This is a genomic window from Nocardiopsis prasina DSM 43845 (genome assembly GCF_000341265.1).
Classification (GTDB): Bacteria; Actinomycetota; Actinomycetes; order Streptosporangiales; family Streptosporangiaceae; genus Nocardiopsis; species Nocardiopsis prasina.
The window spans coordinates 34,606-47,417 of the sequence record NZ_ANAE01000070.1; the positions used below are offsets into that span (position 1 = coordinate 34,606).

The window sequence follows — 12,812 nt, forward strand, 5'->3', positions numbered from 1 at the left end:
CAACCAGCGATCCGGCGGAGATGAAGTCCCTTATGAGATCGTCCGTGCCACGCGCCCTGGCCCCGGCCTGCGTGGCCCTCACCCTGATCACCACAGCCTGCACCACACCCGAGGAGGTGGACACCTCGCCCGAGAACGACCCCAGTGCGGAGGCCACGGCCGAGCCCTTCGAGCCGGTCCTTGCCCCGCAGCTGCTCGCCGAGATGGACCTGGACGACAAGATCGGCCAGCTCCTGGTCCTGACCGCGCAGGGCACCACGGCCGCCGACAACGCCGCCCAGATCGAGGCGCACCGGCCCGGCGGCGTCATCTACTTCGACGCCAACCTGAACGACGCCGAGCAGATCGCGCGGATGTCGGCGGGGATGCAGGACCAGGCGGCCGAGGTCGGTCAGGGGGTGCCCCTGTTCGTCAGCATCGACCAGGAACAGGGCCTCGTGGTGCGCATGCCCGTGGGCACCCTGTTCCCCGATGCCATGGCTGTCGGTGCCACCCGTGACACCGACCTCGCCGCGCTGCGGGCGTCGACTACGGCGGACGAGCTCCTCGCGGTCGGCGTCAACATGAACTACGCGCCCGACGCCGACGTCAACACCGACCCCAACAACCCGGTCATCGGTATCCGCTCCTTCGGCTCCGACCCGGAACTGGTGTCGGAGATGGTGCTGGCCGAGTCCGACGCCTACTCCGAGCACGGCGTCGTGCCGGTCATCAAGCACTTCCCCGGACACGGCGACACCGACGTCGACAGCCACACGGGGCTGCCCGTGATCGACCTGCCCCGGGACCGCTGGGAGGCCGAGCACCTGCCGCCGTTCCGGGCCGCCGTGGACGCGGGCGTGGACGCCATCATGACCGCGCACGTGCTCATGCCGCAGCTGGACCCGGGCGAGGACCCGGCCACCCTGTCGCCGGTGATCATCGACGAGATCCTGCGCGGCGAGCTCGGCTACGACGGGGTGGTCACCACCGACGCCCTCAACATGGAGGGCGTGCGCCAGACCCACGACGACGGCGAGGTCGCCGTCCGCGTGGTGGAGGCGGGGGTGGATCAGCTCCTCATGCCGCCGGACCCCGGAGCCGCCGTGGCGGCGATCCGGGAGGCGGTCGAGAGCGGACGCCTCACCGAGGAGCGCATCGACCAGTCCGTGCTGCGCGTCCTCACACTCAAGGAGAAGCGCGGCGTCCTGGAACGCGAGTCCGCGGACCCGGCCCAGGCCGACGCGGCCATGGAGAACCCCGAGCACGCCGAGGCCGCCCAGCGGGTGGCCGACGCCTCGGTCACCCTGGTCCGGAACGAGGCGGACCTCCTGCCGCTGGACGCGGGCACGCGCGTGCGCGTCCAGGGTGAGGGCGCCGACCGGATCGCCCCGGCGCTGACCGACGCCGGACTGGAGGTCGTGGACGGCGGCGAGGACGTGCTGGTGGTCGGCACCCGGAACGCGCGGGGCTCCGAGGAGCAGCGCGGGATGGTGGCCGCGGGGCGCTCCCAGGGCACCCCGGTGGTCGTGGTCGCCCAGGGCGGACCCTACGACCTGGAGGCCTTCCCGGACGTCGACGCCTACCTGGCCCTGTACTCGGCGGTCGAGGTCTCCCGGGTGGCGGCCGCCCGGGTGATCGCCGGAGAGGTCGACCCCTCCGGGACACTGCCGGTGGACATCCCCGGTGCCGACGTGGCCTCCGGAACCGGACTCGGCTACTGACGCCACCGGGTCGCCACCGGGTGACGCGCGGTTGAACCGGACGGGGAACGGGAAGAACCCGGTCCCCGTCCGGCTCCGTCGGCTCCGCACAGGTCCGGGCGGGTGGTCCCCATGGCGATCACCGAAGGAGGCGACCGGATGAACGGCACCCGACGAGGGGTCATCTCCGACTGGGGCGGTGTGCTCACCCCACCCCTGCCCGAGGGAATCCGGGCCTGGCTCAGGTCCGACCGCATCGACATCGAGCACTACCACGAGGTCATGCGTCCGTACTTCGACGACAGCGTGCCGGACAACCCCGTGCACGCCCTGGAACGCGGCGAGATCGAGACCCACCTGTTCGAACGCGACCTCGCCGCCCTGCTGCGCTCCACCCACGGCGCCCCGGTACGGGCGCAGGGTCTGATCGAGCGCATGTTCGCGCACTTCGACCCGGTCGACGGCATGTACGAGACCCTGCGTTCGGCCCGGGGGAGCGGACACGCGACCGCGCTGCTGTCCAACTCCTGGGGCAACGGATACCCGCGTGACCACTTCGCGGCCACCTTCGACACGGTGGTGATCTCCGGCGAGGTGGGCATGCGCAAGCCCGAGGAGCGCATCTACCTGCTCACCTGCGAGCAGCTGGGCCTGGAGCCCGAGGACTGCGTGTTCATCGACGATCTGGCGCACAACATCGAGACCGCCGAGTCCCTGGGGATGACCGGGATCCTGCACACGGACGTGGAGAGCACCCGTCGGGCGCTGTCCCGCTTCCTGGCCCCGGAGGACGACCACCAGCGGCAGCCGGTCTGACCTCGTCGGGTTCTTTGGGAAACTCGTAGGGACCCGATCCCGCCTGGAGAGCCCATGTACGTCTTCCTGCCCAGTACCGTCCCCGCGCTCGCGGCCCTGCTCGACCGGGGTCGACTGGAGGGGGAGGCCCTCCCGGCCTTCACCGCCGACGCCGGTCCCGACGGGGACCCCGAGGAGGCCGAGTACGACGCCATGTACGCGGCGGCCGAGGCCTCCCTGCGCATGCTGTCCGAGGACCCCGGGGCGCCCCGCCGCCGCGTGGTCCTCGCCGCCGAGATGCCCGACGCCGCCGTGGAGCACGAGGCCCGCCACGCGGACGGGGTCTCCCGCGTCACCGTCCGGGGCGGCGTGCCCTACAAGAAGCTCCGGTCCGCGCACCTGGACGACACCGACGCGGCCGCCGACATCGCCGAGGCCGCGGCCGAGCCGGCCTCCGAAGCCGCCGAGGACCACGAGCTCATGTGGTTCGCGGTCCAGGAGATCCGCTACCTGGTCGAGGAGTCCCAGACGTAGCAGTACGCGGGTACCCCGGGGGATCCGTCGAAGGCGTGCGTGATCGCGCCCAGACGCTCCCAGCCCAGGCGTTCGTACAGGCGGGTGGCGGCCCGGTCCTTGGCTTCTTCGGGAGCGCTCACCGGAGCCTGTGCTCCCAGGGGCCGAGGGCACCTGCTCGGATCGTGTGTGTTCTGCGGTCGGGAGAGACCTCCAGGGTGAACTCCGTCAGCTCGGGCCAGCCCGCCGCGTCGAGTTCGACGTAGGCCTCTCCCAGTTCCTTGCCGAGGTCGCGGGGACCGGCCCCCGTGGTGGTGCCGTCCGGCCACAGGTGCACCCAGGAATCAGCCGTGCTCAGCGCGATGACCGGGGCGGAGTCACCGTCCCAGGGGCGTCTTCCCTCCTCAAGACGCAGATCTGGGGCAGCCAGGGTCAGGCGGGTGAGCAGGTCACGGTCGACCAGCTCTCGGGAGCCGACAGGGAAGCCACCCACCTGTTCCATCTCCTGGGCGGTCCCCGCGAAGGTGTCTCGGGGGAGCCTCTGAGTGCGGTCGCGCATGATCGAGGCATCGCACAGGAAGTCGCCCCGGAGGGCGTGGGACAGGGCGACAACCGGGGTGGGGCCGTCGTAGTCGTAGGGCGCCCAGGGGAGGACGGCCACGCCCGGAGAGGTGAGGGAGGTGGTCCACGACTCGGGTACGTGCCTCACCGCGCAGGTGGCGATGACCGAGTCGTAGGCGTCCGCATCGGGGGCGGTGGTTCCGGTGATGACTCGCACTCCGGTTCCAAAGAGCCGGGACCGGGCGTGTGCGGCGACGTCGGGGTCGATTTCCAACGAGGTCACGTGCCCGGTGGGTCCGACCAGAGAGGCGAGGATCGCGGCGTTCCAGCCGGTCCCGGTACCGATCTCCAGCACCCGCATTCCGGGTTCCACCCCGGCCGCCGCGATCATGTCCGCCATGAGCTGCGGTGCCAAGGAGGAGGAAGTGGCGATGTTGGACGAGCCGCTGCCCCCGTCATTGGCCTGGATGACCACGGCGTCATCGTCGTAGACGTACGCCGCCCACCGCGCGAGGTTGGCGGTTCGGTAGAGCGGTAGGCCCTGGCTGCTGGGCCAGACCAGGTCCGGGATGAACCGGTGCCGGGAGTGGTCGGTGAAGGCGGCACGGATCGTGTCGGTGGTGTCCAATCGGTCGACCAGCCGCGCATGAAGGTTGTCCAGGTTCACGCCGTACCGCTTTCCTTGAGGCACTTTTGCCATGGATGATGTCCGGCCGTGCGGATGGGCGGCGCCGCGTTGCGAGGACGGCGCCGCCCAACGGCACGGAAGGGGCTCTAGCGGACGCGGTAGCTCACCCGCCTCGTCTCGACGACACTCGCGCCTTCGGGAAGACCGCCCTCGTCGTCGCCCTCCAGGAGGACACGCATCCAGATGTCGCTGTCCTTCCGGTAGGGGTTCAGCCGGTCGAGCCGCTCCCAGAAGCTGTGCCCGATCGCGACGCAGGAGCACGCGCAGGTCTGCGTGTTGTAGCTCGGAGCCAGCGGTGAGATTCGCCCCGCCAGCGAGATCCCGTTCTCGTCGGGCTCACCGCCCCGGATGATCTGGATGACCTCGGTGTACAGCTCGACATCAGGCACGAAGGTTGACGCCATGGAGTCAGCTCCCTACGTAGAGGAGGCGACACCCGGTATGGGTGTCCCACTGGCTCCAGTATGATTGTGTTCAGACACAATCGCAAGGCGATTATTGTGTTTGATCTAAAAAACCTGCCGGGAGCGTTCACCACTACGATTCAGACCCAAAGGTTCGGTCTGGAAGGGGTTTCCGTGACTGGTGGACACTCGCCTGGCGTACGGCGCCGTCGCCTGTCGGCCGCACTCAAACGGCTGCGGGCAAACAGCGGTATGTCCGCCGCCCAGGTGACGGCAGAGCTGGGATGGTCCTCGGCCACCAAGTTGACGCGTGCTGAGCGCAACGAGTGGAAGTTCCCCAAGCGCTCCGAGGTGGAAGCCCTGCTCGACCTCTACGGGGTGGAGGGAGAGGAACGGGCGCATCTTCTCAGTCTGACTGAGGAGGCCCGCGGACGCAGCGATTGGCACAAGTACGCTGACCTCTTCACTGGACCGCTGCCTGACCTGGAAGCCGAAGCAGTCCGAATCCGCACATACGAAGTCGTTCTGATCCCTGGACTGCTTCAGACGCCTGACTACGCCGCAGCGGTGTCCAGGGCCAGTCAGGTCGTGCCGCCTGATCAGATCGCCCGCAAGGTGGAGTCGCGTATGGCTCGACGCGGGGTTCTCGACGTGCCTGATGGTCCTCGCCTGACCGCCATCGTCGACGAACCAGCGCTTCGAAAAGTCGTCGGTTCCCACTTGGTGATGGCGGAGCAGTTGCGTTTCCTGGTTGGGATGGCTTCCCACTACAAGGTCACGATTCTGGTATTGCCTGATGAGGTAGGTGGTCATCCGGCTGTGGACGGGGCCTTCACGCTCTTCGATTTCCCCAGGCCGGAGCCGGGCATAGTCTCGATTCCTACGGTGGTTGAGGCGCTGTACGTTGAGGACGAGAGCTACTTCGATCAGCATGCGCTGGTCTTCGATGCCGTTCAGAATCTGGCTCTGGATCCTCAGAGGTCCCTCGACCTCATCGAATCCATCGCCGCCGAGCACGACAAGCGAGCCTGATCATGTTGCTGGAGTTCCGTAAGTCCTCCTACTCATCCGCCCAGGACAACTGCGTCGAGGTCGCGCCCATCCTCACCTTCCGCAAGTCCTCCTACTCATCCGGCGGGGACAACTGCGTCGAGGTAGCCCAGGTCGCTCCAGCCTTCCGCAAGTCCTCCCACTCCTCCTCCCAGGAAAACTGCGTCGAGGTCGCTGACCTGCCCACCGGTGCGGCCATCCGTGACTCCAAGAACCCCGACCACGGCTTCCTGCCGATCGGGGCCGCCGAGTGGGCCGCCTTCACGCAGTTGATCGCCGCTCGTCCCTCGCACCTCTGAGGTTCCCGTTTCAGCGTCCCGGCCCTGGCCCGGGCTGGGACGCCGTCGGGTGTGCCTCGCGCATCACTCCTGGCCCGGGACAAGATTCCTTGCCCCCGATGCCCGCTCGGATCACGAACGGTGGGCGTCGCCTCTGCGGGGCGGCGTCGGGCTCAGCCGCCGCCGTCGCCCCCTCCGTCCCCACCGTCTCCGCTGCTGCCCGTGCCACCGCCACCGCCGCCACCACCGCTCCCGCCGTCAGAGTCCCAGTCCAGCCACGCGTTGAGGGCGGCGAACGCCACCACCGTCCCCGAGGCGAGCAGGATCAGGGGAACGAGCGCGGAACCGTCGCCGTCCAACACCCGGCCCAGGAGCCCCCCGCCGAGGTAGGCCACGACGGCCATCCCGCCGATCAGACCTGCTGTCAGGGCGAGCACGTCCTTGCCGTCCACGGGGCCTCCAGGGGGCGCGGGGACCATCACGGTACGCCTCGGAAGGAGCGGGAACGGGGGAGTGGCCCCATCCGGCCACCAGCCGAGACGCCGTTTGCCCCGCGTGTCACTCCTGGCCCGGGACGGGGGCACCTCTCTCCACCGAACCCTGGTTGATCGTGACGAACCCGCCCTCCGGCAGGCACTCTCCGGGCAGGTCGGGGACCTCGTCCAGCTCGGAGGCGTCCGTGTGGGAGCCCCCGCTGGTGAAGGAGTCACCGTCCACCAACTCACCCACCTCCGGAACGGTGACCCCGGCCTGCCCTCCCGTGTTCAGGGGCTCCACGTCGCTCGGCCAGATCGGCGTCAGCACCTCCCCGGGTTCCCCGGTCTCGGCGTCGATCGTGCGCACCAGGAGGCAACCGTGTTCCGGCACGTACTCCAGGGTCAGGACGAGGAGCATGTCCGGACCGAACGAGAGGTCGTGGACGACGACGCGGGGATCGTCGCCGACGACCGCCGTCCCGTCGCGGGGCGGGCCGCCGGGGGAGCAGGCGGTCAGAACCACCGCCGTCGCGGCGAGCAGTGAGAGCTTCCGGAATCCGGTCATGGAACCTTCCTTCGGGGGAGGGGTACGTCCGCTCACGGGCGTCCGCGTGGATGGGACGCGGCGGGTCCCCCGGCCGCTCCGGCGGTGGCCGGGTGCGAACTCCGTTTCCTCCCTGAATCGCCCATCCGGCACAATGGTGGCGTCCCCGAACCCCGACGCCGAGGAGTCAGCCATCAGCCGCCTGGTGCTATGGAACATCGACCTCACCCTCCTCGACGTGGGGCAGGTGATGCGGGCCGCCTACGCCGAGGCCTTCGAGAAGGTCACGGGCGAGCCGCTGGTCTACCTGACCTCGGCCTCGGGCCGCACCGACTCCGAGATGTTCTTCGAGTTCTGCGCCCGCAACTACGTCGAGCTCGAACCCGACACCGAGGTCCTGGGCGACTTCCTTGCCGCCCTGGAGGCCTCCTTCGCCTCCCGCCACGAACAGCTCCTGGCCAAGGGCCGGGTCATGCCCGGCGCCGCCGCCTCCCTCGCCGCCGTGGCCGCGCTGCCGGACACCGTGCAGACCGTGGTGAGCGGCAGCACCCGGGCCAACGCCATCGCCAAGCTGGTGGCCTTCGGCCTGGACACCCACCTCAACCTCGCGGTGGGCGGGTTCGGCTCCGTGAACTACCCCAAGTCCAGCCTGATCCAGTCCATCAGGCTGCACGCCTCCGGTGAGGGCGGCCGGGCCTACGCCGAGGACGAGACGGTGTTCGTCACCGGCTCCGCCCCGGACGTGCGCGCGGCCCTGATCGGCGGCGCGATCCCCGTCGCGGTGCTCAACGGGTCCACGACCGAGGGGCAGTTGCGGGACGCCGGAGCGCAGATCGTGCTCCCGGACCTGAGCGATCCCCGGGCCGTGATGACCGCCGTCCACCAGGCCACGACGCGGTGACCGCACCGGGCACACGGCTCCTCCGGTGTCCGCCGCAATCCAGGTCTTACAGTGCGTAACCGTGCTGTAACGGTGTTGGTCCTGTTCTCGTGCGCGAAAAGCAGTAGCCTGGGGTCGGTCCCCACTGAGTGGGGACCGTGCAGAGGCCGGGACAACGACGTCCCGACCTCGTTTGACGCCACCTGTGCGCACAGGTACCAACCCAACCAACGCCCTCGTGGGATCCTTGCGGCCCAAGGACCTCACGAGAATTCACAAGCCAGCCACAGAAGTTCACACGTCGCTTGACGAGTCACACACGTCACATGACCGGGTGTCCTCGACTGTGCTCGTGCGACGTTGCTCACAAAGGAGTGAGAGATCCCTATGTCCGGGCAATCCGACGTCATCCTTCAGAAGCTGCTCAATGACGCGGCCTCCCGATGGAGTCCGGGGGACCGACTGAGCCCCGAGGCCGCCGACGCGGTCCGCGCCTTCCTTCCCCTCTACTACCGGCACACGGACCCCGAGGAGATCAGCGGGCGCAGCCCCGAGCAGATCTGCGGGACCGCCGAGGCCCACCGCTCCTTCGGCGCCGAACGGGCACCGGGACGCGCGAAGGTCCGCGTCTACACGCCGACCCTCGAACACGATGGCTGGGAGCAGCAGACCAGCATCGTCGAGATCGTCACGGACAACGCCCCGTTCCTGGTCTCCTCCGTGACCATGGCCCTCAGCGACCTGGGCGCCGGGGTGCGGCTGATCATCCACCCGCAGATGACCGTCGGACGCGACCTGGCCGGCAAGCTGGTCCAGGTCGACCCGGAGATCGGCGGCGACGGCCTGCTGCCCATCGACGAGTCGTGGATGCACATCGAGATCGACCGGCAGAGCGACCCCGAACGGGTCAAGGAGATCAGCACCCGGCTGGAGCGCGTCCTCAGCGACGTCCGCTACGCCGACGAGGACTCCGCCAAGATGAGCGACCGGGTCATCCGGATCGCCGACGAGCTCTCCGCGTACCCGGACCGTCTGGTCGCCGGCGGCGTCGACCCCCGCGAGATCGGCGAGAGCGTCGACTTCCTGCGCTGGATCGCCTCGCGCCACTTCACCTTCATGGGCTACCGCGAGTACGCCCTGGTCACCGACGACAACGGCGACGACTCCCTGCGCCCTGAGCCCGGCACCGGCCTGGGCATCCTGCGCATGGACCCGTCCGCGTCCACCCGGTTCTCCGCGCTGCCCCCCGAGATCCGGGGCAAGGCCCGCGAGCCCTACCTGCTGGTGCTCACCAAGGCCAACTCGCGCGCCACGGTCTACCGGCCCAAGTACCTGGACTACATCAGCGTCAAGAAGTTCGACGCCCAGGGCAACATCGTCGGCGAGCGCCGCTTCCTCGGCCTGTTCTCGTCCCAGGCCAACACCAGCAGCATCGCCCAGATCCCCATCCTGCGCCGCAAGCAGGCCGAGGTCCTGGCCCTGGCCGGGTTCGAGGCCGACAGCTACGACGGCAAGGACCTGATCGAACTCCTGGAGACCTTCCCGCGCGAGGAACTCCTCCAGATCCCCGTGGGCGAGCTCTACAGCATCGTCCGCGGTGTGCTGCGCCTGCGCGACCGCCGGGGCACCAAGCTGTTCATGCGCCGCGACCCCTACGGCGGCCGCTACATGTCCTGCTTCGTGTACATGCCGCGCGACGAGTACAGCACCCAGGTGCGCCTCGACATCCAGGACGTCCTGGCCGACGCCTTCCACGGCGCCACCATGGACCACAACGTGATGATCGGCGCGGCCCCGCTGGCCCGCCTCTACCTGGTGGCCAGGGCCCAGAGCGGACAGACCCTCGCCGACATCGACCAGGTCGAGCTGGAGGAGAAGGTCCGTCAGGCGGCCCGTTCCTGGGACGCCGACTTCGACGACGCCCTCGTCGACGAGTTCGGTCCCACGCGCGCCACCACTCTCAAGGAGCGCTACGGCCCCGGTCTCACCGAGGCCTACAAGATCGACAACGACCCCACGGTGGCCGCCAAGGACATCTCCCGGATCGAGGAGCTGCTCCAGCGCACCGACGCCGAGAACCGCCAGGGCGAGTTCTCGGCCAGCCTCCACCAGCCCGAGGGCGCCCCCGGAAGCTGGCGCTTCCGCCTGGCCCGGATCGGCGAGCCCATCTCGCTGTCCCAGGTCCTGCCGGTCCTGGAGCACCTTGGTGTGGAGGTCGTCGACGAGCTGCCCTACGACATCACCGTCGACGGGGTGGGGCGGGTCTGGATCTACGACTTCGGCCTGGGCCCGCTGGAGGCCTCCGACCTCTCCCCGAGCCGTCTGAAGAGCCTCTTCGAGGACGCCTTCGACGCCTCCTGGCGCGACCTCGGCGAGTCCGACCGGTTCAACGCCCTGGTCGTGCGCGCCGGACTCGACTGGCGCCAGCTCACCGTGCTGCGCGCCTACGCCAAGTACCTGCGCCAGACCGGATCGACCTTCACCCCCGACTACCTGGCCGACGTCCTCGTCGCCAACGTCGGGATCGCCAACCTCCTGGTGGAGCTCTTCGAGGCCCGCTTCGACCCCGACCAGTCCGACGAGGGCCGCACCGAGCGCGGCAACGTGATCGTCGGCAAGATCGAGGGCGAGCTGGACGGAGTGGCCAGCCTGGACCACGACCGCATCCTGCGTTCGTTCCTGGCGGTCATCCAGGCCACCCTGCGCACCAACCACTACCAGGGCGGCTCCGAGGGGCGCCCCTACCTGGTGCTCAAGCTCAACCCGCAGGAGATCCCGGACCTGCCCCACCCGCGGCCCCGGTTCGAGATGTACGTGTACTCGCCGCGCGTCGAGGGCGTCCACCTGCGCTTCGGCTCGGTCGCCCGTGGCGGTCTGCGCTGGTCGGACCGGTTCGAGGACTTCCGGACGGAGATCCTCGGCCTGGTCAAGGCGCAGATGGTGAAGAACTCCGTCATCGTGCCGAGCGGCGCCAAGGGCGGGTTCGTCTGCAAGCGCCTGCCCTCCGGCGGTGGCCGTGAGGAGGTCATGGCCGAGGTCGTGTCCTGCTACAAGCAGTTCATCAGCGGCCTGCTGGACGTCACCGACAACCTCGTCGACGGCCAGGTCGTGCACCCCGAGCGCACCGTCCTGCACGACGGCGACGACTCCTACCTGGTGGTCGCGGCCGACAAGGGCACCGCGACCTTCTCCGACACCGCCAACGCGATCTCCCTCGAGCGCGGCTTCTGGCTGGGCGACGCCTTCGCCAGCGGCGGCTCCGTGGGCTACGACCACAAGGCCATGGGCATCACCGCCCGGGGCGCGTGGGAGTCGGTGAAGTACAACTTCCGCGAGATGGGCGTCAACGTCCAGGAGGAGCCCTTCAGCGTCGTCGGGATCGGCGACATGTCCGGTGACGTGTTCGGCAACGGGATGCTGCTGTCCCGCAAGATCAAGCTGGTGGCCGCCTTCGACCACCGGCACGTCTTCCTCGACCCCGACCCGGACCCGGCCACCTCCTGGGCCGAGCGCGAGCGCGTGTTCCGCCTGCCGCGCAGCACCTGGGAGAGCTACGACACGTCGCTGATCTCCGAGGGCGGCGGCGTGCACCCGCGCACCGCCAAGTCCGTCCCGATCACCCCGCAGGTGCGCGAGGTCCTCGGCATCGACGAGGACGTCACGGCGCTCACCCCGGACGAGCTCATCCGGTGCGTGCTCACGTCGCCGGTGGACCTGCTCTGGAACGGCGGCATCGGCACCTACGTCAAGGCCAGCGGCCAGACCCACGCGGACGTCGGCGACAAGGCCAACGACCAGGTGCGGGTGGACGCCACCGAGCTGCGCGTGAAGGTGGTCGGCGAGGGCGGCAACCTGGGCCTGACCCAGCCCGCCCGCATCGAGTTCGCCCGCGACGGCGGCCGGGTCAACAGCGACTTCATCGACAACTCCGCCGGTGTGGACACCTCCGACCACGAGGTCAACATCAAGATCATGCTGGACCGCGAGGTGCGCTCCGGCGAGATGGCCAAGGCCGACCGCGACCAGCTGTTCATCGACATGACCGACGAGGTCGCGTCGCTGGTCCTGGACAACAACTACTCCCAGAACGCCGTGCTGGCCGCCGCGCGCAAGCAGACCCACGAGATGCTGCACGTCCACGGCCGCTACATGCGCCACCTGGAGCGCACCAAGGTCCTCAAGCGCAAGCAGGAGGACCTGCCCTCCGACAAGGCGATCGCCGAGCGGCGCGCCCAGGGCAAGGGGCTGACCGGCCCCGAGTTCGCCACGCTGCTCTCGTACACCAAGATCAGCCTCAAGGAGCAGATCGGCCTGTCCGACCTGGCCGACGACCCGTACCTGGCGTCGACCCTGACGAACTACTTCCCGACCCCGCTGCGGCTGGAGCGCTTCGCCGCCGGTGTGCAGTCGCACCCGCTGCGCCGGGAGATCATCGTCAACCAGGTGACCAACCAGATGGTCAACCGGTCGGGCACGACCTTCGCGTTCCGCCTCAACGAGGAGCTGGGCTCCAGCGCCGCCGACATCACCCGGGCCTACCTGGTCACCCAGGAGATCCTGGGGCTGCGCCAGTACTGGGGCGAGATCGAGGAGCTGGACCACCAGATCTCGGTGGACAGCCAGCTGGTGCTCCTGCTGGAGATCCGCAAGCTGGCCGAGCGGTCCGCCCGGTGGCTGCTGCGCAACCGGACCTTCCCGTTCGACCTCGCCAGCGAGATCGGCTTCTTCGCCGAGGGCGTGGGCGAGGTGCTGCCGCAGCTCAAGGAGCTGTTGCGCGGGCGGGACCTGGAGGCCTTCGAGGAGCGCCGCGACCGGTACACCTCGCTGGGCGTGCCCAGGGACCTCGCCGAGCGCGTCGCCGTGATGGTCCCCGCCTACTCCACGCTGGACCTGGTGGAGATCGCCAGGCGTACGGGCCAGCCGGTCCGGCGGGGCGGCCGG

The 12,812-nt window shown here is 69.3% G+C and carries 12 protein-coding genes; 7 read left to right on the top strand and 5 right to left on the bottom strand.

The features are described from left to right. The first annotated feature begins 32 nt into the window (after positions 1-32). From D452_RS0101995 to D452_RS0102005, 3 genes are all read left to right on the top strand, one after another. Positions 33-1,703 carry a glycoside hydrolase family 3 protein gene (locus tag D452_RS0101995; protein ID WP_017542479.1) on the top strand — a complete coding sequence of 557 codons (1,671 nt, stop codon included), beginning with the start codon at positions 33-35 and terminating at the stop codon, positions 1,701-1,703. Between the two features lie 138 nt (positions 1,704-1,841). After that, entirely contained in the window at positions 1,842-2,498 is a 657-nt protein-coding gene (locus D452_RS0102000; protein WP_017542480.1) for an HAD family hydrolase, read from the top strand. A gap of 54 nt (positions 2,499-2,552) precedes the next feature. After that, positions 2,553-3,011 (top strand): DUF6912 family protein, encoded by a 459-nt coding sequence (locus tag D452_RS0102005; protein WP_017542481.1) that lies wholly within the window; start codon positions 2,553-2,555, stop codon positions 3,009-3,011. Here D452_RS0102005 and D452_RS30160 read toward each other — a convergent pair. The 3 genes from D452_RS30160 to D452_RS0102020 all read right to left on the bottom strand — a co-directional run bounded on the left by D452_RS30160 (position 2,984) and on the right by D452_RS0102020 (position 4,643). Beyond that, the gene (locus tag D452_RS30160) at positions 2,984-3,133 is read right to left on the bottom strand and encodes a hypothetical protein (RefSeq protein WP_017542482.1); all 150 of its coding nucleotides are present in this window, start codon (positions 3,131-3,133) and stop codon (positions 2,984-2,986) included. The two genes, D452_RS0102005 and D452_RS30160, sit on opposite strands and share 28 nt — an antisense overlap. Continuing rightward, on the bottom strand, positions 3,130-4,218 hold the full coding sequence (locus D452_RS0102015; RefSeq protein WP_017542483.1) for a methyltransferase domain-containing protein: 1,089 nt from the start codon (positions 4,216-4,218) through the stop codon (positions 3,130-3,132). Before D452_RS0102015 ends, D452_RS30160 begins: the two co-directional genes overlap by 4 nt. A gap of 107 nt (positions 4,219-4,325) precedes the next feature. Beyond that, entirely contained in the window at positions 4,326-4,643 is a 318-nt protein-coding gene (locus D452_RS0102020; protein WP_017542484.1) for a hypothetical protein, read from the bottom strand. A 66-nt stretch (positions 4,644-4,709) separates the two neighbouring features. On the opposite strand from D452_RS0102020, the gene D452_RS0102025 reads away from it, so the two are divergent. Together D452_RS0102025 and D452_RS0102030 are read left to right on the top strand one after the other, a co-directional pair. After that, a complete protein-coding gene (locus D452_RS0102025; protein ID WP_239646308.1) occupies positions 4,710-5,675 on the top strand; it encodes a helix-turn-helix domain-containing protein in 966 nt (321 codons plus the stop codon). A 2-nt stretch (positions 5,676-5,677) separates the two neighbouring features. Next, positions 5,678-5,992, top strand: a complete 315-nt coding sequence (locus tag D452_RS0102030; RefSeq protein WP_017542486.1) for a DUF397 domain-containing protein — start codon at positions 5,678-5,680, stop codon at positions 5,990-5,992. A 152-nt stretch (positions 5,993-6,144) separates the two neighbouring features. On the opposite strand, the gene D452_RS27560 is transcribed toward D452_RS0102030, so the two are convergent. Then, positions 6,145-6,423 carry a hypothetical protein gene (locus D452_RS27560; RefSeq protein ID WP_017542487.1) on the bottom strand — a complete coding sequence of 93 codons (279 nt, stop codon included), beginning with the start codon at positions 6,421-6,423 and terminating at the stop codon, positions 6,145-6,147. A 106-nt stretch (positions 6,424-6,529) separates the two neighbouring features. Then, complete coding sequence (locus tag D452_RS0102040) at positions 6,530-7,012, bottom strand: hypothetical protein (RefSeq protein ID WP_017542488.1); 483 nt, start codon at positions 7,010-7,012, stop codon at positions 6,530-6,532. Between the two features lie 133 nt (positions 7,013-7,145). Here D452_RS0102040 and D452_RS0102045 point away from each other — a divergent pair, with 133 nt between their 5' ends. Together D452_RS0102045 and D452_RS0102050 are read left to right on the top strand one after the other, a co-directional pair. Further along, entirely contained in the window at positions 7,146-7,892 is a 747-nt protein-coding gene (locus tag D452_RS0102045) for an HAD family hydrolase (protein ID WP_017542489.1), read from the top strand. A 366-nt stretch (positions 7,893-8,258) separates the two neighbouring features. After that, a partial coding sequence (locus D452_RS0102050; protein WP_017542490.1) for an NAD-glutamate dehydrogenase occupies positions 8,259-12,812 on the top strand: 4,554 nt, incomplete at its 3' end.

Bases quoted from the DNA above. Each gene is read 5' to 3' on its own strand.
- D452_RS0101995 (WP_017542479.1), top strand. From the start codon at position 33: ATGAGATCGTCCGTGCCACGCGCCCTGGCCCCGGCCTGCGTGGCCCTC.
- D452_RS0102000 (WP_017542480.1), top strand. From the start codon at position 1,842: ATGAACGGCACCCGACGAGGGGTCATCTCCGACTGGGGCGGTGTGCTC.
- D452_RS0102005 (WP_017542481.1), top strand. From the start codon at position 2,553: ATGTACGTCTTCCTGCCCAGTACCGTCCCCGCGCTCGCGGCCCTGCTC.
- D452_RS0102020 (WP_017542484.1), bottom strand. From the start codon at position 4,643: ATGGCGTCAACCTTCGTGCCTGATGTCGAGCTGTACACCGAGGTCATC.
- D452_RS0102030 (WP_017542486.1), top strand. From the start codon at position 5,678: ATGTTGCTGGAGTTCCGTAAGTCCTCCTACTCATCCGCCCAGGACAAC.
- D452_RS0102040 (WP_017542488.1), bottom strand. From the start codon at position 7,012: ATGACCGGATTCCGGAAGCTCTCACTGCTCGCCGCGACGGCGGTGGTT.
- D452_RS0102045 (WP_017542489.1), top strand. From the start codon at position 7,146: ATGGTGGCGTCCCCGAACCCCGACGCCGAGGAGTCAGCCATCAGCCGC.